This is a genomic window from Brevibacillus humidisoli, assembly GCF_020923435.1.
GTDB classification, from domain to species: Bacteria; Bacillota; Bacilli; order Brevibacillales; family Brevibacillaceae; genus Brevibacillus_E; species Brevibacillus_E humidisoli.
The window spans coordinates 1248209-1274747 of the sequence record NZ_CP087263.1; the positions used below are offsets into that span (position 1 = coordinate 1248209).

A 26539-nucleotide genomic window follows, 5' to 3' on the forward strand; every position below is an offset into this window, starting at 1 on the left:
AACATTGGGAGGGGAGATTGTTTTGTTTCAACCTGCACAATTACTGACGACGCTTATGAATCGGGTCACCCCAAGTGGGTCCAAACAGCTAGAATTCTCCCCAGGACAAGTACTGAAAGGTACCGTGTTAAAGCTTTATCCCGACCAGATGGCCCTTGTGCAGATTGGCGGGGCCCAGGTACATGTGCGACTGGAAACCAATCTGGAAGCGGGGCAAAAAGCATGGCTGCAGGTACAGCCAACATCCCACCCGATCTCGTTTAAAGTACTGGCTTCTCACGAAGGTTCACATCAGACCCAAGATGCCTCTCTAGAGGGGCTGATCCGCTCTCTCGGACTGGCTGACAGCAATGAGACGAGAGAGGTAGTCCAAGCGCTGATCAGGGAGGGGCAGCCAGTAACCAGGGAGGTGGTCGATGCGTATGTCAAGCTGGCCAAGACGCATGGAGGAAGCGACCAACTGCTGCAAGCCTTTTTATTCGCTCAGAAGCGCAGCCTCCCGCTCAGCAAGGACGTCGTACTGGCGTTGAAGGCTTTCTTTTCCTCTGCTTCCCTATCTGACAGCATCCAAGCCTTTCTCAATCAAGCGGATGCTTTTGCCTCTCAGCGTCAGGGACAGAACGGTCCACTCGTTCAACTTGTCACCTCATTGCGGCAGCAACTGCTTACGCTGCCGCTCTCGCTTCCCAGTCCGGTGCAATTGAGCTCAGATACAGGATCACTGCCACCCACCTTGTCAACTGCTCCTTCAGGACAAACAAGCGGAACAGGGACAACAGCTCAAACGGCTATTGGAGGGAACACTCAGCTTCATACCCAACCCCCGCTTCCCGGGCAGCAGTCGGTACAGTCCATTGTGCCTAACCAAGCCGCTGGAGGCCGTGATGGCGGCATACAGTGGGGGGGAGCGGTACGAAGCCCACAGGGAAGTATTGCTGTCATTTTGCCTTCGGGATCAGCATCTGTCCAACAACCCTTGGGGCAGGTCAGTCACTCTCCCACAGCGTTCCACCCTCAGGGAGATATGAGTACGGCTGGTTTCGATCCCACTCTTCCCCCTGCTGATCAACAGCGCTCAGCCGGAGGGAGCAGTCAAGCAGCGGCGACGGGAACAGTGTCGGCCGTCTCAGCGGAAGGGGGGAAATCTCCCAACAACAACGGAATGAGCGCTCCTGCCACTTCTGTGGTTGCTCGTTCGGAAGCCCAACTGACGGCATCGATATTTGCTGGCCGTTTGCCTGATGATGGGGCTGAGCAGCCTGCCAACCAACACGGGAGAGCAGATGCACAATCCGCAGGTCGGACATCAGCAGCGGCAGGGAGTCCCCTAGCGGGATGGAACACGGCGAACGATGCGGCTGGTGAACTTGCTTTGTCTCGAGGGAATACAAGTGCCAGCCAATCCGGTAATAGCCTATCCGAGGCTGCAGCAAGATCGTCCGTTACCGCATCGGATGACAAAACATTTCCCATTCGCGATTTTCTGCAAAAAGTCGGTCTGATGCATGAACGTCAGATTGCCTCCCTTCGTTTTCATGAGGCAGGACACCCGGCCGCCGAACAGCGCATCGAGTCTGTGAAGTCGATGCTGCTCCAGCTGACGCAATCCCATTCTAGCTCTTTGCCAAAAGGGATGGTTGATGCTGCGGAGACACTACTGCAACAGGTCACAGGACAGCAACTGATGCTGCTCTCTCCCCAACATCAGGCGTTGAGCCAACTGGTGCTGCAGCTTCCCCTGCGCACAGATCACGGAGAAGAGACTGCGTTTATCCAGATTGAGTCCAAGAAAAAAGAGAGTGGAGAGTTGGACCCGGAGAATTGCCGCTTGTTCTTTAATCTTGATCTGAATCGGTTGGGAATTACGATGCTTGACGTCAACATTGTCAATCGCATCATCAATGTCAATATTTATAATGACCAGCCGTGGCTGGATGATCTGGTTCATCAGTTGAGAGGCCCGTTCATCGAACAGATGCGGGATGCTGGCTATCAATTGTCCGGATTGCGTGTGCAGCCGTTGCCGGAAGAGAGACAGCAGGTCAAAACCTCTACTGGAGCCCGCCTACCCACTTCGTACAGGGGAGTTGACATTCGCGTATGAACCGATCGACTGCATCGGAGCAGACGAAGCGGAAACAGGCTGTCGCGCTTCGGTACCAGGCTGGCGCGGACGAGGCACCGACTGTCGTCGCCAAAGGGAAAGGATTTGTTGCAGAAAACATTTTAAAACAGGCAAAAGAACACCGGATTCCTGTTCAGGAAGACCCTTCCCTGGTGGAAGTATTGGGCAAGCTGGATCTCGATCAACAGATACCACCTGAGTTGTACCAGGTCGTCGCTGAGATTTTGGCATTTGTCTATCAGTTGGACAAGAAAGGGCCATTTCATGAGTAAGGCGAGAATTCAGCTAGGCCGCTACGGAGAACAGGTAGCGGCACAGCGGCTGGTGGAGCAGGGCTACAGCATCCTGGGACGCAACATCCGTTTTCGTACTGCTGAGCTAGATATTGTCGCTGTGGACAGGGGCATGCTGGTTTTTGTGGAGGTACGTACACGGAGTGGAATCAGGCAGGGTACCGGGGCCGAATCGATTTCGTGGCGGAAACGGCAAAAACTGCGGGAAGCAGCTCTCTGTTATCTACAGCAGCGAGAGGGAAGCGGGCGACAGATTCGGTTTGACGTGATCTGCGTAACGATCGCACCCGATGGGAGCAGGACGCCGGTGGTTGAACATATCGTCAACGCTTTTTAGCAGATGTTCCATCCACCTTGAAATAACCAAAAACGGCTGCGATCTGCGCACAACTCAGCGCTTGCATACAGCTGGGAAAAAGATGGATTTGGGCTGGATGATGAGTGAAATGGGCATGCCTTCTGGGGAGATGTCTACAGCAGGTTGAATAGGGCAAACGTAAGATATAGTGTACTCGACGCGATGAACTCCTCCAAGCTTCAACGTTTCATTGCCTCTCCGCCTAGGAGAGGCCTTTTTTTATCTATGGCATGACTCCTTTGCGAAAAGTGTGATACCATTTGATGGAATTCATCTGGAGCAGGGACAAAGTAGACTGACGGAAAAAGGAGGCACTTGCTATCGAGAGACTGGAGATCTATTGGGTACCAGTACCCGATCAGGTATCGTTGGACGTAGTGGAACAGCAGTTTGATCTGCTGAGCAGGGAGGAGCGTGAGACCTACCAGCGCTATCGTGTTGAATGGAAAAAAGTTGAATTCATTACAGGACGTATTCTGCTTAAGACACGGTTGGCGGAGCGGCTTAATGTGAAGCCCAGGGAGGTGCAGTTTGTCAAGAATGGGTACGGCAAGCTGTTTCTCGATCCGTCCATGCGGGCAGAAGGCCTGTACTTCAACCTGTCTCACACCAAGGGGATGATTGTTTGTGTTCTTTCGCCATGGGAGCAGACGGGTATCGACGTGGAACGAATGGTGAAGGATCACTTTGAAGTGATGTCAACCGTATTTGTCGATGAGGAGATCGACTACGTACAGAAACGACCCAGCCTAGAGGCGAGACGAGAAGCCTTTTATTTGATTTGGACTCGTAAGGAAGCCGTGATGAAAGCGGCTGGCCTGGGGTTCTCTCTACCACCGAAGTCATTTTACGTGCCATGTGGCGATGAACAGGAGGGAGACGATCGCTATCAGTTTTACACTTACAAACTGCCGCCGGATTTTCTCTGTTCCGTTGCAGTGGACAGCAGCCATTTTTCCACTCCTCCCCGCTGTCAGCTGCGCCGCCTTGATTTCGCCCAATTGTGCGTACTGTCGTAACAGCAGCTTCCTCGCAATGGGGAAGGCTTTTTTTCGTTTTATCGTTCTCTTTTTTGGTTTATACTTGGAGGAGCTAAGGAACTATAGCAAAAGGGAAAATATGGATGAAGGAGACTGTGTAAGATGAGTGTTCACATTGGAGCAAAAGAACATGAGATTGCTGAATCGATCCTGCTGCCGGGTGATCCGTTGCGGGCCAAATACATAGCAGAAACATTTCTCGAAGGTGCAGTCTGTTACAATACGGTTCGCGGCATGCTGGGGTATACCGGAACTTATAAGGGAAAACGTGTATCCGTCCAGGGAACCGGGATGGGGATTCCCTCGATCTCGATTTATGTCCACGAACTAATTAATAGTTATGGTGTGAAGAATTTGATTCGTGTCGGAACATGTGGCGCCATTCAGCAGGATGTAAAAGTTCGCGATGTGATCTTAGCGATGAGTGCATCAACCGATTCGGCGGTCAACCGGCTTCGTTTCAACGGGAAAATTGACTTTGCTCCGACAGCTGATTTCGGGTTGCTGCACGCGGCTTATCAACGGGCAGATCAGCGCAACCTGTCGGTAAAAGTGGGCAGCGTGCTGACGAGTGACACGTTTTATAACGAAGATCAGGAGAGTGTCAAGCAGTGGGCTGATCATCAGATTCTTGCGCTAGAGATGGAGACGGCGGCACTTTATACTCTCGCGGCCAAGTTTGGCGTGCATGCGCTGTCCGTACTCACTGTTAGCGATCACATTTTGACAGGTGAGGAAACGACAGCGGAGGAGCGGCAGACCACTTTCCACGAGATGATCGAGATTGCGCTGGAGACCGTTTGAGTCAAGTCGGCAGAAGAGGCTGTCCGGCGCATCCAGTCCTCTTTTGCAATTGATCCTGTAACCATCGGTTGATATAGTTAACGGAGGCTCCATTGATGATTCACGTACCAGGAGTGTCAGAGAGAATAGGAAAAGGGGTAAACCAGATGTCTCAACACTCACTCGATACAAAAAGCTATTCCCCCTATATCACGTTTAACCGGGAAGAGTGGAAGCGCTTACGGGATGCGACGCCGCTTTCTTTGCGCGAAGCCGATCTGATGAAACTGCGGGGCTTGAACGAACAGATCTCACTGGAGGAAGTTGCCGAAATCTACCTGCCACTCTCACGTCTGCTCAATCTCCATGTAGGGGCTAGACAGGAACTGTACAACGCGACGTACACGTTCCTTAATAACCGTACACAAAAGGTGCCTTACATCATCGGGATTGGTGGGAGTGTGGCGGTAGGGAAGTCGACCACGGCGCGAATTCTGCAGGCATTGTTGGCTCGTTGGCCGAATCATCCGAAGGTGGAGCTGGTTACCACCGACGGTTTTCTTTATCCGAACCGGATATTGGAGCAGCGAGGGATCATGAAGCGAAAAGGATTTCCGGAGAGTTATGACGTCCGCAAGCTGATCGAATTCATGGCCCGCGTGAAGTCAGGGGATCCGGAGGTGAAAGCGCCTGTCTACTCCCACTTGGCGTATGACATTGTGCCAGGTGAGTACCAGATCGTCAGACAGCCAGACATCGTCATAGTCGAAGGATTAAATGTCTTGCAGATTGCGAAGGGAACACGGAAAAAGCATACTCCGCAGGTGTTCGTGTCTGATTTCTTCGACTTCTCCATCTATGTGGATGCACGCGAACAGGATATCGCCAACTGGTATGTCGAGCGGTTCAAGATGCTGCGTCATACAGCGTTTCAGAAGGCCGAATCGTATTTTCACCGCTATGCCAATCTGACCGATGAAGAAGCGGTTTCCACCGCTACACGCATCTGGCGGGAAATCAATCTGCTCAATCTGAGAGAAAACATAGTGCCAACCAAGGACAGAGCCCAACTGATCCTGGAAAAGGCGGCCGATCACTCTGTCCAGCGGGTGATGATGCGTAAGTTGTAGCCGCATAGCTGAACAACGCCGGGGGGCAACGGGATGCAGGGCAGGATACATCCTATTGGACTTATCTGCATTTGAGCTTGCCTGGTTATTTTGCACTAGTTGGAAGGGAGATGATGACTTTTTCTGTACGTGGCAGCACGTATCAGGTCCTCTCTTTCCTCTCCTGACAATATTAATTGTACAACCCTCTGTCTTTAACTAGTCTAGAATATAAAGGAGGAGGGGTATGTACGCTCGTATCTACTCGGGAACCGTACACGGAATAGAGGGAATGATGGTGGCAGTGGAGGTAGATCTGGCCAATGGATTGCCGCAGTTTGACGTCGTTGGTCTGGGCGGGTCTGCCATAAAGGAAGCGCGCAATCGGGTGCGGGCAGCACTGCGCAACGGAGGATTTCAGTTTCCGCTGCAGCGGATTACCGTCAATTTGGCTCCGGCAGATCTGCGCAAGGAAGGGTCGGCTTTTGATTTGGCGATGGCGCTCGGGATTTTGCTCGCTTCCGGTCAGATACCACAGCGGGAACAACCGGCGTTAATTCTCGGAGAGCTCACCTTGGACGGTTCGTTGCGAGCGGTGCCAGGAGTGCTGCCGATACTGTTGACCGCGAAGCGCGAGGGGTTTACCCACGTCATCTTGCCGGAGGGCAATCGGGCGGAAGCGGAGTTGGTAGACCTAACCGTACTCCCTGCCGCCGATCTGGGAGAAGCGGTGGGGCAGTGGACAACTTCCCGTCCCATCGAGGCACATATGGAGAAGATTAATGAACGGAAGGGGCAAATCATACCCCGCGATTCGCTGCACCAGGAGAGTGGGCACGACTTTCGCGATGTGATCGGACAGGCAGCCGTCAAGCGAGGTCTGGAAGTGGCGGCAGCAGGTTTTCACAACGTGCTTTTGATCGGGCCGCCAGGTTCCGGCAAGACTCTGCTAGCCAACTGTCTGCCATCGATCATGCCCAAGATGAGTATCGACGAATCATTCGACGTGACGAAAGTATACAGCATTGCCGGACAGCTTCCCGAATCTGGCGGATTGCTCACCGATCGGCCGTTCCGGGCACCGCACCATACCATCACCCAAGTCGCTCTGGTTGGCGGAGGGGCGCACACGGCACGTCCAGGAGAATGCAGCCTGGCCCATTGTGGTATTTTGTTTCTCGATGAAATGCCGGAGTTTTCCCGTCATGTGCTGGAAGTGCTGCGTCAGCCGCTAGAGTCAGGATGCGTCACGATTGCGAGAGCAAAGCAGGTGTTTACCTACCCGGCCCGGTTTTTGCTCGTCGGGAGTATGAACCCCTGTCCGTGCGGGTTTTACGGAACGCGCAATCAGCAGGACTGCACCTGTACCCTGCAGCAAATCCAGCGGTATCGGTCGCGTCTGTCCGGTCCTCTGTTGGATCGGATCGACATCCACCTAGAGGTGCCGCGGGTGCCGGTTGAATTGTTGGGAGAGAGGCGGATCGAAGAACCTTCCGAGGCGATCCGCAGTCGGGTAGAACAGGCGCGAGCTGTTCAGCACGTCCGCTATTCCCAGCGCAGTCACTTTCCCTTTAACAGCGGTATGAACGGAGAAGAACTCCGGCTTCATGCCCGATTGGACCAGGAGGGACAGGAACTGTTGCGACTCGCTTTTGAGACGATGGGTTTAAGCGCCCGCGCCTATGACCGCATCCTTCGTGTTGCCCGAACCATCGCTGACCTGGAGTGCGCTGAACAGGTGGAGGCGGGACATGTCGCGGAGGCGATCCGTTACCGTGCGTTTGATCGGACGCATACCATTTCCTAGCCGCTGGTTGAAAGGAACATGTACGCTTTGTCAATATTCAGATGAGGGAGGGACAACCATGTTGTCATGGCTTTTTGGGGTGAAGTGTACGGTTTGCGGAAGGAGAACAAAAGATTCCCGGGATTACCGCGACGATCAGGGAAGATCGGTCAAAGTATGCGCCGCCTGTGTACCGTATGCCGAGCGAAGGGCATTTCGAAAAAGATAAGGGAGACAACATCTGCGCTTATTATTCGTTTCAACAGGCCAGCCCGGTACGGAATCCGGTTGGCCGCTTTTTATGAAAGCAGACAGCCTTCTTGTAGAGGTCGTTCACGGCGAAGACAGGAAATAGGGAACATTTTGCCTGAAACTACGGTTTGATTGATTCGTATTACATATTGTTCTTCATTTCATTTGCAACGAAAGGGGAAGATTAGGTCAACATGGAGAAACAAAACGTGGTAAACATGAATCCCAAATTTGGTGCCGGGAAAGCGGTCACTGCTATCCTCATCGTCATATTGGCAGCTGTACTCGTCTTCCAGTCGGTCACGATCGTAGAGGCCGGTCACCGCGGGGTAGTCCTGCAGCTAGGGGCGGTTCAGCCAGAAGTATTGGATGAGGGGCTTCATTTTAAAATTCCGTTTATGCAGACCGTCATTCCAATGGAAGTAAGGGTACAGAAAACCGAAACGAGCCAAACCTCTGCTTCTCGCGATCTGCAAACGGTATCGACCACGATCGCGGTAAACCATCACCTTGACGCCAATAACGTAAACAAACTGTATCAACAGGTAGGCATGGAGTACAGCAGCCGAATTGTTGATCCGGCGATTGCCGAATCGTTAAAAGCAGTCACTGCTCAATATACGGCGGAAGAATTGATCTCCAAGCGATCGGAAGTAAGTGCCAAGGTAAAAGATGTACTAAAAGAAAAGCTGTCTGAATACAACATCATTTTGGATGAGATCAATATTCGCGAGTTTATGTTCAGTGAAGAGTACAACCGTGCGATCGAAGCGAAGCAGGTTGCCGAGCAGCAAGCGCTGAAATCGAAGCTGGACCTGGAGCGAATCAAGATCGAAAAAGAACAGGAAATCACCAAGGCGCAAGCCCAAGCCGAAGCGTTAAGGCTGCAGAAGCAGGAAGTGACACCGGAACTGATTCAACTTCGCAAGATTGAGGCGCAGTTGGAGGCGATCCGCAAATGGGACGGCAAGCTGCCCAACGTAACAGGAGGAGCTACTCCGTTTATTAATGTGGATCAATAAACCGGCATGCATCCGGTACATGGAGCAAATGATGCAACAAAGCCGCTGGCAACGAAATTGTCGGCGGCCTGTTATTTTTGTTTGTTTTTGGACACATTTACAAGATTATTTCTGAATTATATCTAATTAACTATTCACAAAAAACACAGAAAGGAAGATAATAGAAAGGGATGTCCAGCGCCAATTCTGAGGAGGTGTACGTGCTCTTCACTCTTGGCTTCCTGTGCGGCAGTACCTCCAGCAGTTGTAGCGGCTAGGAGCCTGGATTAGAGGAAATATCGGAAAACAGATACGTGCAGCCCCGAGATGAGGTAAGAAATCGAGCTTCTATTGCAAACACGGTATGAAACGACTAGATCTTGAGGAGGTTTTTTCAGATGTGGAAAAAAAGTACAATCGTAGCCATGTCTTCGCTACTGTTGGCGGGAGTGCTGCCGGCTAGCACAAATGCTGCCGTTGAGACGAAAAACGTGCAAGCGATCTACCACGACATCAAAATCAGACATAACGGTGTAGTAGTTCCGACGCAGATTGAACCGTTTATCATCAATGGAACCACCTATGTTCCGCTGCGGATGATGACGACCTTGTTCAACAAGAATATTGCCTGGAACGGCACTACATACACGATCGACGTGACCGATATTCCGGATACCCGCATCGCTGCCTTGGAAGCGGAAATTGCCAGAAAAAATTCGACAATCGAAAGTCTGGAGAAGCAGCTGAAAGATGCGAAAGACCGCCTGAACCAGCGGGACGATGAAGACGACGTCCAGGATCAGATCGACGAGTTGGAAGATGATCTCAACGATGATTACGGCGATTACGAAGGTTTAGAGTGGGACATCAAACTGGACGGCGATGAAGACAACATTGAGGTAGAGATTGAGATTGATCTGGGTGAATACCAGGATGATTGGGAAAATCTCTCCAAGGGAGACAAAGAGGAGCTCGTCGAAGATATTTGTGACGATATCTGGAACGAGTTCGAGGATGCAGAAATTGAGGGCACGATCTACGACACCGATGACGACGATGAGTTGCACGAATTCAGCGGTGACCCGGACGATGAAGACGTCGAGCTTGATTAAGAAAGACTGTTACAACCATGCAATGCAGAAAACTCCCTTGCTCCAAACAAGGGAGTTTTCTTTTCCATGGATCAGGGGAGGAATCCGTCGGACATCCCTCCTGTCAAGAGGTGGTCCAGGCTTTTGAATTCATATCCCTGTTTCCGTGCGTCATCGATGATGTTTCCCAAAGCTTCCGCATTGTCTCTGGATACCGAATGGAGCAGGATCACCGCTCCGGGATGCAGCTGGCCCATCACGTTCCGATAAGCGTACTCCCGTCCCTTCTGTACTTTGGTATCCCAATCTTTGTAGGCCAGCGACCAAAATACGTTGGTATAGCCCAGTTGTTTGCTGACAGCCAAAGTCCGTTCACTAAAGATGCCTCTTGGTGGACGCAAGTAGTGCATCTCTTTTTGTCCTGTCAGTTCAGCAACAGCCTGCTTCACTCTGTCCAACTCCTGTTTGATCTCATCGTTGGAAATCCGGGTCATGTCCGGATGACTCCAGGAATGGTTTCCGATCACGTGGCCTTCTGCTGCCATTCGTTTCAGCAGTTCAGGTTGATCTTTCACATAATGTCCGGTGACAAAAAACGTGGCTGGCACCTTTTTCACCCGCAAGATATCCAGGATGTCGGCGGTGTAGCCATTCTCATACCCGTTGTCAAACGTGAGGTACACCTCCCGTTTGGTTGTGTCCCCCAGAAAAATCGAGCCGTGTTTCTCCAGGATCGATTTGAATCCCTCCTGATCAATAGAGGGAAGCTGCCCGTTTTTGCTTTTCTTGAATCCAAAGTGGAACGGTTGGTTCTGATCGGCAGCGGCGGTATACAGCGGCAACAGGGAGACTAGCAGCACAATGGTTGAGAGGATGGCGATACATCTTTTCAACATGGTTACACGACAACTCCTTGAGCCAAGAAAGCGATAGATTTTGCGATGACTCATGATGTACGAATCACGAGCCTCAGGCGTTATTGTGTCAACGGGATGGAAAAGTTATGTGCCCTGTTTCTCTTCTACGGTTTCCTCCGTGCGGTGGAACACGTCCCTGATTTCCCCAACATCTCCTTTTGCATTGACCATCTCCATCAGGCCAATCAGCTTCTCCGATTCAGCCGCTCCTTCAACTGCCTCTGGTTGCTGCTCATGCATAAGCTTCACCCCTTGCATCTCTTGTTTGTCAATGAACAGACACTTATACCGTTCATGTTAGTATGTCTTTAAGAGCAGTGCTTCAACCTGAAAAAACTACGGCCTGCTGCAATTTTTGCCTTGCAGAGGGTTGTCCGCTACAATAAGGAGGGAGGGCCTTGCTCCTCGCCGTATCAAGGCGCAGGGGAATCTGACAGGATTTGTCGGTTTTTGTAAAATAATCGTTCTCATTCGATGGACAACCACATACAATAACCAACAGATGATCTATTCCAAAAGGGAAATGAGGTTGAAGGAGATGCAGGCGTCGAGCAGTTATGCTTACTGCATGTACTGCGAACAGTTGGTTCCCGCAGAGACAGCACCAATCGTGTTTAAAACCGGGTTTTATCGTATGATATACCCGCTTGCCCAATGCCGCCCTTGTCAGCAAAAACGGGAAACCGTGCCGCAGGCCGATCGAGAGGAGCAAATGGAGGGGAACAGATGAAAGCTGTCGTTCTAAGAGGTCACCATCTGTTATGTGTGCATGGATTCCAGGGGATGGGCTACAGCCCGGCCTTTATAGAAAAAATGGCGGCGATTGTACAAGAGATCCGCGACCCGGAACGGGATTTTCCGATTCGGGTCGTACGTGGCTTTGATGATACCTGCATGGCTTGCCCTAATAAGGGCGAAGAAAAGTGTGTGGCAGGACCTGAGTCGGAGGAACATGTACAAAGGCTCGACCGCAACGTGATCGAACATCTAGGCTTGGTCGAAGGCAGTACCTACGTAAAGTCGCAGCTTGTGGCGCTTACCCGGGAGCGTGTCCAGCCTGATGATCTGGAACGGTTGTGCGACGGATGTTCATGGCTCTCCTACGGCGTTTGCAAGACCGGCATCGCCAGATTGAAAGAAGAGGCTTGACGCGATAGGAACTGTACTTAGCGGAGCAAACGAGAGGAGTTGCAAATCATCCTCCAACCACCTTTGCAAAGTTTGAGACAGGGGGAAACGTTAGCCGCTTACCCGTCGTCAAACGGTGTGGAGTAGAGGAGGATGGATGATGCGCAAAAGTCTGGTTCGATTTGCTCAAGTAATCGTGTTATTTGTCATGGTAATCAATGCCGGGTGCTCCTTGCCTGTCGTACAGATGGAACAAGGCCAGGAGATGATAGGCGGAACAGGGGAGAAGGATGTCGAGCAGAGAAGTTCGCCCATAGCGGGAGACTCCGAGTCAGTTGCGTCCACTGCGTCAGCAGCATCGTCAGAATGGTCTGGAGCCACTGAACGTTCAGAAGCGGCGAGGCAGAGCGCACAACAGCAGACGGAACCATCTGCCGGCGAGGAGAGCCACAGCGCTAACCATGCAACTGTCACCACAGAGCAGACAGCCGAGCCGCCAGCGGTTGAGTTGGTCCCATACGAGGGACCGGTAGAGCATATTTTCTTTCATCCGTTGATTGCCTATCCTGAGCTTGCTTTTGACCAAGACGCCATGTCCAAGGGGTATGACGATTGGTTCGTCACAGTAAGTGAATTTGAGAAAGTCATCGCCTCCCTCTATGAAAAGAACTACATCCTGATTGATATCCATTCTCTGTACGAACGACAGACCGTAGAAGGGAAGCAGGTGCTCCAGGCGGCTCAACTCATGTTGCCAGAGGGGAAAAAACCGCTGATTCTCTCCATCGATGACCTCAACTATTACGAATACATGCGGCAGAACGGAAATGCATACAAGCTGGTCCTCGATGCCCAGAACAAGATTGCGACCTATTCCCGAACTCCCGAGGGGCATGAGGAGATTGCTTATGACAACGAGATTATTCCGATCCTCGATCGATTTGTAGAGGAACACCCTGACTTTTCCCATCAAGGGGCAAAAGGGATTATCGCTCTGACAGGCTATGAAGGGGTCTTGGGCTATCGTACCAATCTGATTGATGCTCCCGATTACCAGCAGGTGAAGCAGGAAGTGATGAGCGTAATTCAGCGGCTAAAAGAAACGGGTTGGACTTTTGCCTCCCATGGGTATGGACACCTGGATGCCAATAAAGTGAGCTATCAGCGGCTGGTTGCCGATACCGCACGATGGAAGCGGGAAGTAGAGCCGCTGCTTGGTCCTACTTCGGTTTACATCTATCCCTACGGGAGTCGGGTGGAAACCGGCAGCAAAAAGCATCGCTATCTGATCGACGCTGGTTTCGATGTGCTTTGTTCAGTCGGCCCTGCTCCGTATCGCAAGCAAACGCCGGAAGTGCTGATGATGGATCGGCGTCATATCGATGGTCTTGCCTTCAAAACACAGCGCGATCGCCTGCTGCCGCTGTTCGATAGTGAGCAGATCCTCGATCCGATAAGACCCGAGTGAACGATCCGCTGCTGTTCTGATCATTTGTCTGTCGCCGTTACAACCCGTTCCGTTCCCGTGTACACATTCATTTTGCCATTGCGGACAAACCCAATTGCCGTAATCCCCAATTCTTCGGCTAGTGTTAAGGCCAGATCAGTCGGTGCCGACTTGGAGATCAAGATCCCGGCACCGATTTTTGCTGCTTTCAGCAGGACTTCTGATGAGATGCGGCCGCTGAAAACCAGCAGTTTATCGGTCATTTCGACTTGATTTTGCAGGCAGTAGCCATAGATTTTATCCAGCGCGTTGTGGCGGCCAATGTCGGAATAGCGGACAACGATGCCCTGAGTGGTGCACAGAGCGGCATTGTGTACACCGCCTGTACTCTGGTGAATCAGCGATCCCTGCTGCAGTTCATCCATTAGCCGCTGGCAGGCGTCAACGGTTACGAGCGCCTTGCTCTCAACTGGCTTTGCCGTACGGGCGTCACTGAAAAAATAAAAGGATTGCCGGCTTTTCCCACAGCAGGAGGTAATCCTTCGCTTTGCATAAAAACTTTGCTCCAGCTTCAGCTCGTACTGGAGGTCGGCATAGGCAAATCCCTTGTTGGTGTCAATCAATAATTGCTTTACGTCCTGATAGGAGCTAATCACTCCTTCCGACGCCAAGAAACCGATCACCATCTCTTCCAGATCATCAGGGGTACAAACGACAGTAGCAAATTCTTCGTCGTTGACAAAAATCGTCAACGGATACTCTACCGCAATCTCATCTTCCTCCAAAACCCAGACACCGTCATGGTATCTGGCAGTGGAATGGGTTGTCGTCGCTGATCGTACAGCCATCTCCCGATCCTCCTCACGTTCACAGCTAACTGCTCACCATCTTAGCATACCTTGTCAAATCATCACAAAAATTGTGCAAACTTGTTGCGATGAATGCGTTTTCATGATAGTATACTGCATGAACGGTTTGTGTCACAATATTGTTACATATTTAGCCGAATGGCCTTGACACGGAATAGCGCTCCTGTTCCCGGTCACGGCATTGCACGGCATACCGACTTGTGTAGTTGATGCTTGGTAGCGATCCTGCTAAAGATTAACTGCCGCATATCTCAATGATGGGACAAATGTATGTCCTTCTTGGGAGATTTGCGGCAGTTTTCTTTTTTACACAAAATCGACAGAAGGGGATGAATCAGAGATGCAGACACACAAAAACCGCTGGCTCATCGCAGCAGCAGCAGTGGGAATCCACATCTCGATTGGTTCGGTGTACGCATGGAGCGTATTTACCAAGCCACTGATGAATCAGTTTAACTGGGGGTTGCAGGAAGTATCCCTGACCTTCAGCATCGCTATCTTGTTTCTCGGCCTTTCTGCCGCCTTTTTGGGCCACTACGTGGAGCGGCATGGTCCTCGCAAAGCGGGAACATTGGCTTCGATCTTTTTCGGGTTGGGCATCGCGGGCTCAGGTCTAGCCGTCAGTTTGGAATCTATTTATCTGTTGTATCTGTTCTACGGCGTACTGGGCGGCATCGGACTTGGGGTCGGGTACATCACACCTGTTTCTACACTGGTCAAATGGTTTCCTGACAGGCGCGGACTGGCTACCGGGCTTGCGATTATGGGCTTTGGTTTCGCCTCGTTGATCAGCAGTCCGATCATGGCCCGATTGATCGATAGCGTCGGGATCGCCGGCACCTTTTACATCCTGGGCGCGGTCTATTTCCTGCTGATGTTTGGTTCTTCCCAGTATCTCGCACCACCGGCCGAGGGATGGCTGCCTGCCGGTTACAAGGCCAAGCTGGATGCCGGCCAGAAAAAACCGGTAACCGACTTGTCCCAGCTGACTGCCAATGAAGCGGTGAAGACACTGCGTTTCTACTGGCTCTGGTTAATGCTCTTCATCAATGTCACTTGCGGGATTGCTGTCATCTCCGTTGCCTCCCCGATGGCCCAAGAGATTGCGGGTATGACACCGCTGGCGGCCGCTACCATGGTTGGATTGATGGGGCTGTTCAACGGTTTGGGTCGAATCGGTTGGGCCTCGCTGTCCGACTATATCGGCAGACCAAATACGTATACCGCCTTTTTCATTATTCAGGTGATTGCTTTCTTCCTGCTGCCGACTGTCACTCAAGCACTGCTGTTCCAACTGATTGTCTTCTTGATTCTGACCTGCTACGGTGGCGGCTTTGCCTCCATTCCCGCCTACATCGGCGACCTGTTTGGCACCAAGCAGCTAGGGGCGATTCACGGTTATATCCTGACGGCTTGGGCGGCTGCCGGACTGGCCGGACCGATCCTGGCTAGTTGGGTGCGTGAGACCACGAACAGCTATACGGCAACACTCTACATCTTTGCCGGGATGTTCGTGATCGCTTTGATCGTCTCGCTGCTGATTCGATTGGATATCCGAAAGCTGCAGGCGATTAACGAGCAGAGACAGATGGATCTGGCTGGCTGATCGATCTGAAGCGGGCTCATTGCTAAACGCTGCAGCCAGTGATACAATATTTGTACGACTTCGACCAATGTGAGAATTTCGCGGTTAAAGGATTGTATCGGAAATGAACAAATACGAAGCGGAGTTTAGCAACCTCGTCCGCGCCTTCCGCAAGCGCCACATGGGCAAAGGACCCAGCAAAATCAACACTACCTTTTGCAAGCACTGGGCCATCTGCGAGATGGAAGGAAATCTCTCGCCAGTGGAAAAATTTATCGCCAGCGCAGATGAAGGCAAACAGATGCTGCGAGCGGCGAGAACGGAAATGGTCAAAGAAATGTATAAAAAGAATCGTCCTGTCGAAATGGAGGCGTTTCTGGGGGCAAACTTGATCGACTTGTTTGTTGACATTGATATCGAACGCGATTTTGGCATGTCGATCTTTGTCTTCGATGAAAATATAGAAGAGAAGTTTTGCCAAGAAAAAGGAAAATAGGTTTCCCGTGACCCTTCCCCGGCAGCGCACCTGCTTGAGGGCAGCCATGAAGAAACCAACAATGCCGCGAAGTTGATACTTGGTAGCGACCCTGCTAAAGATTAACCACCGTGATCTCTTCTTTTCCGCCAGGAGAAAAGACGATTTCGCGGTGGTTTTTTCATTGTTGGGTGCAGTTTGCTTCCATCTCGACAACGTATCCCTCCGTAATGCCGTAGAGAGAAAACAACCAAAACGAGGAGTGTTTGTATGGGAAAGACAAAGCATACAGGGCCAATCAAACTGGATACCTCTTGGAAACCGTCGTTGTGGGCCGGTCTGATGCCGATGGGGCTGGGCAAAGTGAAACCGCATCACATCCGCGATTCGATGAAAGTGGTATACGAGAATCGGGACAATCTGTCGTACGCGTGGCGAATTCTCACGCAGGGAGTGTGTGACGGGTGCGCCTTGGGTGTATCAGGGTTGAGAGATCAGACGTTGACAGGGCCTCATCTCTGTACCACTCGGTTGAACGTATTGCGCTTAAATACAATGCCTGCGATCGATCCCAAATGGCTAGAAGACGTAGATGAGTTGCGCAAACTGGACAGTACCCAACTGCGTAAACTGGGGCGCATCCCCTACCCACTGTCACGCAAGCCGGGCGAGAAGGGATTTCGGCGGATTACCTGGGACGAAGCGCTCGATCGGATCGCAAGCAAGATCAAGTCAATAGATCCCAAGCAGCTCGCCTTTTATCTCACCTCCCGCGGCATAACCAATGAAGTTTATTACGTTGCCGCCAAAGTGGCTCGTTTTCTCGGGACCAACAATGTCGACAACGCTTCCCGCATCTGCCATTCACCCAGCAAGACAGCACTGAAGCGATCACTGGGGATTGGAGCGTCCAGTTGCAACTACAAAGACTGGATCGGCACTGATGTATTGGTGTTCTGGGGGTCCGTCGCGGCCAACAATCAACCAGTTTCCACCAAGTACATGTATGCGGCCAAGAAAGCAGGCACCAAGATTATCATGATTAATCCGTATCGCGAACCGGCGATGGAGAACTATTGGATTCCTTCGATCGCGGAAAGTGCCTTATTCGGGACGAAGATTGTCGATGACGTCTACCAGGTGAACATCGGCGGTGACATCGCCTTTATGAACGGGGTGATGAAGCACTGGTTCGAGATGGAGGAGCGCCAGCCGGGGTCAGCCATCGATCGGAGCTTCGTCGAGGCGCATACCAACGGATTGGAGGAGCTGAGGGCTCATGTGCTGAAGTATGATTGGCAGACTTTGGAGGACTCGTCTGGTCTTTCTCGGCAGCGGATGGCCCAGTTTGCTGAACTGTTGGCCGAAGCAAAGGCGGGTGTGTTCGTCTGGAGCATGGGTTTGACACAGCATCGCTTCGGAACGGACAACGTATCACAGGTTGCCAACCTCGCCATGCTGCGCGGCTTTATCGGTCGGGAGCATTGCGGTGTGATGCCGATTCGCGGTCACAGCGGGGTGCAGGGAACAGGTGAAATGGGAGCAGAACCGATGTCGCTGCCGGGAGGTGTGCCGTTGGACGAAGAGAACATCGCACGAATGGAAAAAGTATGGCAGTTTACGATTCCGCGTTGGCAGGGAGATATCGTCGGTGTCTCCCTGGAAAATGCTTTGCTTCCAGATGATCATGAGCGAAAAACCCGGCTGTTTTATACGAGTGGCGGCAACTTTCTGGAAACCATGCCTGACCCAGTATTCGTCAAATCGTGTCTGGAAAACGTGGAATTGCGTGTCCATCAGGATATCATTCTAAATACCTCTACGCTGGCAGATGCCAAGGAGGAAGTGATCGTCCTGCCAGCGATGACGCGCTATGAGCAGCCAGGTGGAGGTACCTCTACGAGCACCGAGCGGATGGTGTATTTCAGCCCAGAGATCGAAGGACCACGCATTGCAGAGGCTCGTTCGGAATGGGAGATATACATTGATTTGGCTTCCCGGGTCGATCCCGAGCGGAAGCATCTGATTTCGTTTGCCGACGCGCAGGCGATCCGCGAAGAAATCGCCATTGCCAACCCCAACTACGACGGCATTCAGCACTTGAAGAAGCGTGGCGACGTGTTTCAGTGGGGGGGGGCTTGGCTGTGTGAAGGAGGGATTTGTCCGACGCCGGACGGACGCGGCAACCTGCTCTCGATCGAACTGCCGGAGTTGCGCAAATCAGAAGGGCAGTTCTATGTGACCACTCGGCGGGGCAAACAGTTTAATTCGATGATTTACAGCGAAACAGATCCGTTCAATGCGGCTGATCGTTATGATGTGCTGATCCATCCGTCCGATGCGGCTAGTCTGGAGATCCGCGACAACGAACCGATCGTGGTGTACAATAAATATGGAACGTTTAAGGGACGTGCCAAGTATGCCGATACAAAACAGGGCAACCTGCAAGTATATTGGCCGGAAGGGAATGTATTGATTCCCAAAGGTGTGTATGAGGAGTATGCGGGTATCCCGGAGTACAACACGACGGTGATTGTCGAAAAGGCAGAAACCTATCACGCTCATAAAGACACAAAATACGTAGAGAAGCGTATTGAGGAACTGGAAATGGAGATCAGTTGATTAGTCAGCTGCAGAAAAAGGGGAGAACCAGAGGATGAGCAAACGATCAGTGTGCGGTGTCATTCTCGCCGGCGGTGCCAGCCGTCGCATGGGGACTCCGAAAGAAATGCTGGACTGGGGCGGACAACCGCTGATCCTCCATCTCGTCAAGAGCGTACTGGCGGCGGAGATCCCCTGTCTGGTGATTGCCAACCAGCAAGCACGGCTGCCGGTTGACACCTTCAAAGAGATGGGTGTTCAGTTGTCAGCAGATATCGTTTTTTCCAGTGGTCCGATCAGCGGTTTCTGCACGGCGTTCAGGCTTCGCCGTGAGGAAGTGCTGCTCTTTCTCTCTTGTGATCTTCCCTTTGTCGATCAGGCTCAAATCGATTTGCTGCTGGCGAAAACGGAGCAGCTTAATTGCTGGGACGCAGTGGTTCCAGAAACAGAGGGGCGCATGCAGCCCCTTTTTGCGCTTTATCATAGAAGAACACAAGACATGTGGGAGGAAGCCCATCATTCCGGTGCTCTACGTATCACACGAGTAGTGGAGAAACTGCGTGTCAACATGCTGCCTGAGGGATACCTCGATTATTGGACGACGTTTAACATGAATACTCCGGAAGAGTATCGACATGCGCTGCAGGAAAGGAAGAGAAGAGATGCGCTTTCATCGTGAAACGGTTAGCGTCGAGGAGGCGGTTGCCAAGCTGCTGGAGCAGGTCGCACCGCTTGCCATCGAAGAGGTTCCGCTAGCGGAAGCATACGGCAGGGTGTTGGCTGAACCGGTGTATGCAGCTTACGACTTGCCGCCGTTTGACCGTTCACCGCTGGATGGGTACGCTGTACGGTCGGCAGACACTGCTTCGGCTACTCCTGACACCCCCGTCACCCTTGAGGTGATCGAGACGGTAGCGGCAGGGGAAGTGCCTCGCCATCCGGTGGCAAGTGGTCAGGCCTGCCGGATTATGACAGGAGCGATGATGCCTGATGGCGCCGATGCGGTTGTGATGTTTGAACAGACGGAGAATCCGGGGCAGAAGCTGAACCAGGTCAACGTAAAACGTGCGATGAAACCGGGAGAAAACATCGCCAGACAAGGGGAAGAAGTAGCCAAAGACAACTGCGTGCTGCAGGCAGGGGAGCAGATTGGGGCAGGAGCTCTCGCGCTGCTGGCCACATTTGGGGCTGCTTGTGTACAGGTGAGGCGCAGGCCGCGCATTGGTATCGTCTCCACCGGCAGCGAGTTGGTTGAGCCGGATCAACCGCTGTCCCCGGGCAAAATCCGCAATAGTAATGCACCAATGATAGCCGGGATGATCTGTGATGCTGGCGGAGCCCCTGTTGTGCTCGGGTGTTTGCCAGATGAGCCGGAAACAGCCAAGCGGAAACTAGCTGATTGGAGCAAACAGGTAGATTTTCTGGTCACCACTGGAGGTGTGTCCGTCGGTGATTTTGACCTGATCACCACCCTCGTTGAAGATCCGCAGTTCAACTTGCTGTTTCACCGGGTGGCGATGAGGCCTGGCAGCCCTACCACGGCCGTCGTTTATCAAGGAACGCTGATCTGTGCTTTATCGGGCAACCCCTCTGCCTGTTTTATCGGCTGCGAATTGCTTGTCAAGCCGCTGCTGGCCAAACTGTTGGGGAAACCAAACTCAATCCCAACAACAGTAGAAGCGATCCTGGCCAAAGACTACCTGAAACCCTGTCCGTATCCGCGCTACCTACGTGGCAGCATCGAGGTGGAACAGGCTGTCTTGTACGCCTATCCTGACATGAACGACAAAGCGGGCAGATTGGTTACGCTTCATCAAAACAACTGCTTGATCATCATACCGCCGGGTGGCAGGGGGAGACGAGCTGGGGAGCGGGTTCGTGTATTTCCGCTCACAAAAAACGGACAGTTTTGCTTTTAGGAAAAGGATGCGAAAGAGGCGACGCCGATGTTCTCAGTACCGCCGATCATTCAAATCGTCGGCTATTCCAATACCGGCAAAACGACCTTGATCACCTATCTGATCAAACACTTTCAGCAGAGCGGCCGTCGGGTCGGGGTGATTAAGCGAGATGGGCACGATCACGAATGGGACCAGGAAGGAAAGGATACCAGAAAGTTTCGAGATGCTGGGGCACCATTGGTGGCTATTCAATCGCCGACAAAGATGGCATGGTTTGAACAGCCTCCGCTCTCGCTTCCTGTGTTGATTGAGCGAATGCACCAGGCAGGGGCCCAACTGATTATCGTCGAAGGGTTTAAAACGGCGTCATATCCAAAATTGCTGCTGATACGGGAGCTCTCCCATCTGGCTCTGCTTGACAGTCTGACCAACTGTCGGGGAATCGTGAGTTGGTTTCCTTTAGAAGATCAGGGGCTTCCTGTTTATTCGATTGAACAGCCCCAGCAGGTGGCGGCGTTTGCTGAATCGTTGTTTTGAAGACAATATGATTCTCCTAACTAAGGAGATAGGCGTGCATGGGTGGAATCTTATTCTGCCCGTGTTTTTTTTTCGGATCAGGAGGGCGTTTTACAAAAAAGGGGTCCGGTTAGGAGATGTACCGGACCCTGATGAAAGAAAACGAACGTCTATCTATATATGTCGGTAAATGGAGGTCGGTTTTGTATGGATTTTTTTACCTCTCAACAAACTCTTGTCGTTTTTGTACCCGGATCGAGAAAAGAATGGTAAAATGATGGGGAAACTCGGCTGGAAGGATGTGCCGGCTGAGTCTGGGCATGCGCCTGACAGTACGGTTCAGCACTTGCTCCGCTCGTTCAAGTTCTTAGGACGGCGACAGGTCAAGTACCCGACTCGCGTTGATGATACATTGTACTACAGACCTGAGAAGAAGAGTCGCCTTCGTTTGGGACTTCCGCAGTCATCGGAAGCAGATAAAACGCCTACACGGACAGAAGGAGGTTGCTCAATGACGAAGCGTTGGCCTGTACAATGGTTCCCCACCCTGCTGGTCTGTTTCTTGCTGGTTGCGTGCAGCAATCAGCCGAATGGAGCAGGATCGAAGGAGAAAGATGAGATTTCCAAGCAGCTTGGAACAGTGGAGAAGGTATCTGTCCTGTCCACCGACGGTACGGAGATCCCACTCGATTTGCAGGAGTTCTCAACAAAGATTGTAGAACAAGGGAAACCGCTTCAGCGGGCAGAAACTCCCCTCGCTGCATCTGACGTCAAGTTTACTTTGATCGTCTATCGGACAGACCTGGCACCGTTGGTGATCGAGGTGGGGACCAAGTCCAGTCAACTTGGAGATTTTGCGTACAGTGGCGAGGGGGCGGAAGCCTTTTATCAATGGACGCGCAGGATGATCGGCCAGTCTCTCTTTACACATGAGGGAGCCTACACCATGCTGTTGACGGCTGATGATCAGGGAAGTACTCATCCGTTAAGCCAGGAAGAATCGGCATTCGTCTGGAAATCGCTCCAAGAAGCCAAGTACCAGGAAAAGCTGGAACAGGTGGTGTACCCCCTCTATCCCTACTATCGTTTAAAACTTGATGTAGGGGATCGGGTACTAGATGCCACTGTATTGACGCCAAGTCTTCTGTCTGTTCGATTTGGCAACGAGGTGCTGTACTACCGGGTACCAGGGGCCTTATTCTCGCAGCTTACCGAGTGGATTCCGCCTCATCCGATCGAGACAGATACGTTTGATGCCTTGTTTAAAGCGACGAAGGTTCAAATATCAGCGTCCGACAAGAACGGAGAGGCTTCCTGGGTGATTGCAGAATCAATCGAAGGACAGGGACGCGCTCATCAATTGGTCAGACTGTTCAAACAAGGCACCCTGACAAACCAACCGGTTCAACTGCCCAAACAACCGGTGTACACGCTGGAATTTCAACTGCAAGACAGCAAGGAGCGTATCGACTTGAACGACAAATGGTTCACTTACAAGGGGAGCATCTATGCTCACAGGATGATTATCGACAATGTTCGACATATTTTGGCGATCGCAACGACTAAAACGGAAAAAACACAAAAATAGTCCATTCTTTGTTTATCTCGGCCTAGACGGGATAAACTTTTTTATGCGATGATGGCCTGTCCCCGGGGGGTTATCTCCGTTTTCGGTATAAACTCCAGTTTACTCGATCATTCATGAGAAACAGAGAAGTTGGTGAGGCTAACAAGTAGAAAAATAGTATGACACAGTTGCAAATTTTGTCGTAAAATAGTCTTGTTTGCAAAGCTAAGGCAGGAAATCGCTCCATTGAAGAGAATACTCATGAGTGGCTAAGAGACTGCCGATGTTTCAACCTTACATTTTCATAGGAGGATGGAGAATGAACATTCACGAGTATCAAGGCAAAGAGATACTGAAGCAGTACGGTGTAAAAGTGCCGGAAGGGCGTGTCGCCTTTACTGTGGATGAAGCGGTGGAGGCGGCGAAAGAGCTGGGTACGCAAGTGGTCGTCGTCAAAGCGCAAATCCATGCTGGCGGACGCGGTAAGGCTGGCGGCGTCAAAGTCGCCAAAAACCTGGACGAAGTGCGTACATACGCCGATGAGATCCTGGGCAAAGTGCTGGTCACTCACCAAACCGGACCCGAAGGGAAAGAAGTAAAGCGCCTGTTGATTGAGCAAGGCTGCGATATTAAAAAAGAATATTACGTGGGTATTGTAGTAGACCGGGCTACCGGGTGCGTAACCATGATGGCTTCTGAAGAGGGTGGAACGGAGATTGAAGAAGTAGCTGCCCACACTCCGGAAAAAATCTTTAAAGAAGTGATCGATCCGGTTACAGGACTTACCCCGTTCCAAGCTCGCAGGCTGGCGTTTGCGATCAACATACCTAGCGAACTGGTCAACAAAGCGGCTAAATTTATGTTGGGACTGTACAAAGCATTTGTAGACAAAGATTGCTCGATCGCCGAAATCAATCCGCTTGTCGTCACTGGCGACGGTGAAGTGATGGCGCTGGATGCCAAGTTGAACTTCGACTCAAATGCATTGTTCCGTCATCCGGAAATCCAGGAGTTGCGCGACCTCTCCGAAGAAGATGAAAAAGAGATCGAAGCCTCCAAGTACGACCTCTCCTACATCGCTCTTGATGGCAACATTGGCTGCATGGTAAACGGTGCGGGATTGGCGATGGCTACGATGGACATCGTGAAATACTACGGCGGCGAGCCAGCCAACTTCCTGGACGTAGGCGGCGGTGCGACCGAGGAAAAGGTAACAGAAGCCTTTAAAATCATTTTGTCCGATGATAAAGTAAAGGGAATCTTTGTCAACATCTTCGGCGGAATTATGAAGTGCGACATCATCGCCAACGGGGTTGTTGCGGCGGCCAAACAAGTGCAGCTGGATCGTCCGCTGGTGGTGCGCCTCGAAGGAACCAACGTAGAACTGGGCAAGAAGATTCTCAATGAATCCGGTCTAAACATTGTGGCTGCCGAGTCGATGGCGGACGGTGCGCAAAAGATCGTATCGCTGGTGAAATAAGTACGCTTGAGAACTACGAAGATAAAGGTGGGAATGATACACAATGAGTATTTTGATCAATAAAGATACAAAAGTTATCACCCAGGGAATTACCGGGGCAACCGGTCTGTTCCATACCCGTCAAGCGGTGGAGTACGGTACCAAGATGGTGGGCGGCGTAACACCAGGAAAAGGTGGAACGGAGGTCGACGGAATTCCTGTGTTCAACACGGTAATCGATGCAGTCGAGAAAACAGGTGCAAATGCTTCTGTTATTTATGTACCGCCGGCTTTTGCTGCAGACTCGATCATGGAAGCAGTGGATGCGGAGTTGGATCTGGTTATCTGCATTACCGAGGGTATTCCCGTATTGGACATGGTAAAAGTGAAGCGATACATGGAAGGCAAAAAGACCCGCTTGGTTGGGCCGAACTGCCCAGGCGTGATCACACCGGGAGAGTGCAAGATCGGCATCATGCCTGGCTACATCCACAAGCCAGGTAAAGTCGGTATTGTGTCCCGCTCCGGCACCTTGACCTATGAAGCCGTGCACCAAACTTCCACCCGCGGCATCGGCCAGTCGACGGCAGTTGGTATCGGTGGAGACCCGGTCAATGGCACCAACTTTATCGATGTACTGGAACTGTTTAATGAAGACCCGGATACGGAAGCTGTCATCATGATCGGGGAGATCGGCGGTACCGCAGAAGAAGAGGCAGCCGAGTGGATCGCTGCCAACATGAAGAAGCCGGTTGTCGGCTTTATCGGCGGACAGACTGCACCTCCTGGAAAACGGATGGGTCATGCTGGAGCGATTATCTCCGGCGGTAAAGGGACAGCAGCGGAAAAAATCGCCAAACTGGAAGCGTGCGGTGTCCGTGTGGCCAAGACGCCTGCTGTGATTGGCGAGACTCTTGTGGAATTGCTGAAAGAAAAAGGAATGCTGGAAAAGGTTATGAGCTAAATATCAATCTTTGCAAAGAACGGAAAGAGAAGGCAGATCACTGTCTTCTCTTTTTTTGTCGTGATCACTGTCTCTTCCTATAATAAGGAGGAATCGGCAGCCAACCGATGACGGACAGCCGATTATGTTGAGGAGGGGTTGTGATGATGAGAGATATAGGGACAGCCCGTTTGGAGGACAGAGATATTTTGTACTCACTAGCTCTGATCCAGGGAGTGGGACGAAAGACGCTGTATCAATTGTACCAACGATTCGGTTCCTATTTTTTCTTGTTTGAATCGAGTGCAGGGGAACGGCTCTCCTCGATGCGTTTGTCGAACGCGGTACAAAAAGCGATCGTGCAGACGATCAATCGCCAGCGTGTATTAGCCGATAAGCAACAGCGGGCAGGCAGTGACTTCTCCTTTGTCTGCTTTCTGGATGAGCAGTTTCCTCCTCTGTTGAAAGAGATTCCCGATCCGCCGGCGGTTTTGTTTTATCGGGGAAACTTTGATTTGTTGTCCCGTCCGATGATCGGGGTTGTTGGCACTCGCCGTCCGACGCCGTACGGCAGAGCGGCTTGTCGATATTTGACAACGGACTTGGTCCAAGCGGGATTTGTCATCGTCTCCGGCTTGGCCCAGGGAATTGACACAGAGGCCCACCGTGCTGCACTAGAATCGAATGGTGGCACGGTTGCGGTGCTTGGCTGCGGGATTGAACAGGTATACCCCCGGCAGAACCGTTCTCTCTACAGGAACATTGCCCAGTCCGGTTTATTGGTGTCGGAGTACGCCCCTATGGAGCTGCCGAAGCCTGGTCTGTTTCCGGAGCGAAACAGGCTGATTAGCGCTTTCAGCATGGGGGTGCTGATCGTGGAGGCGGCGGAACGCAGCGGCTCGCTGATTACCGCCGACTGTGCACTTGAACAGGGGAAAGAAGTGTTTGCTGTGCCAGGTCCGATTTTTTCCAGTGTGAGTACGGGTCCGCATAACCTGATCAAACAAGGAGCAAAGCTAATAACAAACCTCGACGACATCATTGAGGAGCTTTCCCCATATGTCAGTACAGAGCCTGTGCTTCCGTCGTCGACACCTGCTCTCGATGCCGGCGAACGACAATTGTTGTCGCTTGTTGGATATGACCCCATACACTGGGAAGAGCTGTTCGAACAGCTTGATCACACCGCTCGCAGCACCCTGGACTGCACCCTGCTTCACCTGGAGAGTAAGGGAATCATCGCAGCGCTCCCTGGTGGATATTACGTTAAACAGAAGGAAGCATAAGCGCTGC

Annotated in this window: 25 protein-coding genes; 22 read left to right on the forward strand and 3 right to left on the reverse strand. The window is 51.8% G+C overall.

What is annotated here, in order from left to right; translation table 11 throughout:
* Positions 1 to 22 precede the first annotated feature (22 nt).
* From LOK74_RS06225 to LOK74_RS06265, 9 genes are all read left to right on the forward strand, one after another.
* Positions 23 to 2104, forward strand: a complete 2082-nt coding sequence (locus LOK74_RS06225) for a hypothetical protein (protein WP_230045746.1) — start codon at positions 23 to 25, stop codon at positions 2102 to 2104.
* Complete coding sequence (locus LOK74_RS06230) at positions 2101 to 2397, forward strand: EscU/YscU/HrcU family type III secretion system export apparatus switch protein (protein ID WP_230045760.1); 297 nt, start codon at positions 2101 to 2103, stop codon at positions 2395 to 2397. The genes LOK74_RS06225 and LOK74_RS06230 overlap by 4 nt, the downstream gene beginning before the upstream one ends.
* Positions 2390 to 2755: a YraN family protein gene (locus tag LOK74_RS06235; RefSeq protein WP_230045765.1), complete on the forward strand. Its 366-nt coding sequence runs from the start codon at positions 2390 to 2392 to the stop codon at positions 2753 to 2755. Before LOK74_RS06230 ends, LOK74_RS06235 begins: the two co-directional genes overlap by 8 nt.
* A 398-nt stretch (positions 2756 to 3153) precedes the next feature.
* Positions 3154 to 3795 carry a 4'-phosphopantetheinyl transferase family protein gene (locus LOK74_RS06240; RefSeq protein ID WP_230046924.1) on the forward strand — a complete coding sequence of 214 codons (642 nt, stop codon included), beginning with the start codon at positions 3154 to 3156 and terminating at the stop codon, positions 3793 to 3795.
* A gap of 123 nt (positions 3796 to 3918) precedes the next feature.
* Positions 3919 to 4620 carry a purine-nucleoside phosphorylase gene (gene deoD / locus LOK74_RS06245; protein ID WP_230045767.1) on the forward strand — a complete coding sequence of 234 codons (702 nt, stop codon included), beginning with the start codon at positions 3919 to 3921 and terminating at the stop codon, positions 4618 to 4620.
* 146 nt (positions 4621 to 4766) lie between these two features.
* The gene (gene coaA / locus LOK74_RS06250; protein WP_230046925.1) at positions 4767 to 5729 is read left to right on the forward strand and encodes a type I pantothenate kinase; all 963 of its coding nucleotides are present in this window, start codon (positions 4767 to 4769) and stop codon (positions 5727 to 5729) included.
* A 226-nt stretch (positions 5730 to 5955) separates the two neighbouring features.
* The gene (locus LOK74_RS06255) at positions 5956 to 7515 is read left to right on the forward strand and encodes a YifB family Mg chelatase-like AAA ATPase (protein WP_230045769.1); all 1560 of its coding nucleotides are present in this window, start codon (positions 5956 to 5958) and stop codon (positions 7513 to 7515) included.
* A gap of 425 nt (positions 7516 to 7940) precedes the next feature.
* A complete protein-coding gene (locus LOK74_RS06260) occupies positions 7941 to 8768 on the forward strand; it encodes a prohibitin family protein (protein WP_230045776.1) in 828 nt (275 codons plus the stop codon).
* A 377-nt stretch (positions 8769 to 9145) separates the two neighbouring features.
* A complete protein-coding gene (locus LOK74_RS06265) occupies positions 9146 to 9859 on the forward strand; it encodes a stalk domain-containing protein (RefSeq protein WP_230045777.1) in 714 nt (237 codons plus the stop codon).
* Between the two features lie 71 nt (positions 9860 to 9930).
* Here LOK74_RS06265 and pdaA read toward each other — a convergent pair whose 3' ends face one another.
* A complete protein-coding gene (gene pdaA / locus LOK74_RS06270; RefSeq protein WP_230045778.1) occupies positions 9931 to 10734 on the reverse strand; it encodes a delta-lactam-biosynthetic de-N-acetylase in 804 nt (267 codons plus the stop codon).
* Between the two features lie 105 nt (positions 10735 to 10839).
* The gene (locus LOK74_RS06275; protein ID WP_230045779.1) at positions 10840 to 10995 is read right to left on the reverse strand and encodes a hypothetical protein; all 156 of its coding nucleotides are present in this window, start codon (positions 10993 to 10995) and stop codon (positions 10840 to 10842) included.
* Between the two features lie 298 nt (positions 10996 to 11293).
* Between LOK74_RS06275 and LOK74_RS06280 the strand changes: the two genes are divergently transcribed.
* From LOK74_RS06280 to LOK74_RS06290, 3 genes are all read left to right on the forward strand, one after another.
* A complete protein-coding gene (locus LOK74_RS06280) occupies positions 11294 to 11485 on the forward strand; it encodes a hypothetical protein (protein ID WP_230045780.1) in 192 nt (63 codons plus the stop codon).
* Entirely contained in the window at positions 11482 to 11904 is a 423-nt protein-coding gene (locus tag LOK74_RS06285) for a DUF1284 domain-containing protein (RefSeq protein WP_230045782.1), read from the forward strand. The genes LOK74_RS06280 and LOK74_RS06285 overlap by 4 nt, the downstream gene beginning before the upstream one ends.
* Before the next feature lie 136 nt (positions 11905 to 12040).
* Positions 12041 to 13351, forward strand: a complete 1311-nt coding sequence (locus tag LOK74_RS06290) for a polysaccharide deacetylase family protein (protein ID WP_230045798.1) — start codon at positions 12041 to 12043, stop codon at positions 13349 to 13351.
* A gap of 20 nt (positions 13352 to 13371) precedes the next feature.
* Here LOK74_RS06290 and fdhD read toward each other — a convergent pair whose 3' ends face one another.
* Positions 13372 to 14178 (reverse strand): formate dehydrogenase accessory sulfurtransferase FdhD, encoded by an 807-nt coding sequence (gene fdhD, locus LOK74_RS06295; RefSeq protein WP_230045799.1) that lies wholly within the window; start codon positions 14176 to 14178, stop codon positions 13372 to 13374.
* Positions 14179 to 14539: 361 nt separating this feature from the next.
* Between fdhD and LOK74_RS06300 the strand changes: the two genes are divergently transcribed.
* The 10 genes from LOK74_RS06300 (at position 14540) to dprA (ending at position 26532) form a co-directional block, all read left to right on the forward strand.
* Positions 14540 to 15805 (forward strand): L-lactate MFS transporter, encoded by a 1266-nt coding sequence (locus LOK74_RS06300; RefSeq protein ID WP_230045800.1) that lies wholly within the window; start codon positions 14540 to 14542, stop codon positions 15803 to 15805.
* 103 nt (positions 15806 to 15908) lie between these two features.
* Positions 15909 to 16280, forward strand: a complete 372-nt coding sequence (locus tag LOK74_RS06305; protein WP_230045801.1) for a Na-translocating system protein MpsC family protein — start codon at positions 15909 to 15911, stop codon at positions 16278 to 16280.
* 249 nt (positions 16281 to 16529) lie between these two features.
* Positions 16530 to 18881: an FdhF/YdeP family oxidoreductase gene (locus LOK74_RS06310; protein ID WP_230045802.1), complete on the forward strand. Its 2352-nt coding sequence runs from the start codon at positions 16530 to 16532 to the stop codon at positions 18879 to 18881.
* A 34-nt stretch (positions 18882 to 18915) separates the two neighbouring features.
* Positions 18916 to 19539, forward strand: coding sequence for a molybdenum cofactor guanylyltransferase (locus tag LOK74_RS06315; protein ID WP_230045803.1), 624 nt, complete (start codon positions 18916 to 18918; stop codon positions 19537 to 19539).
* A complete protein-coding gene (locus LOK74_RS06320) occupies positions 19523 to 20779 on the forward strand; it encodes a molybdopterin molybdotransferase MoeA (RefSeq protein WP_230045804.1) in 1257 nt (418 codons plus the stop codon). Before LOK74_RS06315 ends, LOK74_RS06320 begins: the two co-directional genes overlap by 17 nt.
* Before the next feature lie 27 nt (positions 20780 to 20806).
* Complete coding sequence (gene mobB / locus LOK74_RS06325; protein ID WP_230045805.1) at positions 20807 to 21298, forward strand: molybdopterin-guanine dinucleotide biosynthesis protein B; 492 nt, start codon at positions 20807 to 20809, stop codon at positions 21296 to 21298.
* A 490-nt stretch (positions 21299 to 21788) separates the two neighbouring features.
* Positions 21789 to 22865, forward strand: a complete 1077-nt coding sequence (locus LOK74_RS06330) for a hypothetical protein (RefSeq protein ID WP_230045806.1) — start codon at positions 21789 to 21791, stop codon at positions 22863 to 22865.
* 298 nt (positions 22866 to 23163) lie between these two features.
* A complete protein-coding gene (sucC, locus tag LOK74_RS06335; protein WP_230045807.1) occupies positions 23164 to 24324 on the forward strand; it encodes an ADP-forming succinate--CoA ligase subunit beta in 1161 nt (386 codons plus the stop codon).
* Between the two features lie 43 nt (positions 24325 to 24367).
* Complete coding sequence (gene sucD / locus LOK74_RS06340; RefSeq protein ID WP_230045808.1) at positions 24368 to 25267, forward strand: succinate--CoA ligase subunit alpha; 900 nt, start codon at positions 24368 to 24370, stop codon at positions 25265 to 25267.
* Between the two features lie 143 nt (positions 25268 to 25410).
* The gene (dprA, locus tag LOK74_RS06345; protein ID WP_230045809.1) at positions 25411 to 26532 is read left to right on the forward strand and encodes a DNA-processing protein DprA; all 1122 of its coding nucleotides are present in this window, start codon (positions 25411 to 25413) and stop codon (positions 26530 to 26532) included.
* Positions 26533 to 26539 lie beyond the last annotated feature (7 nt).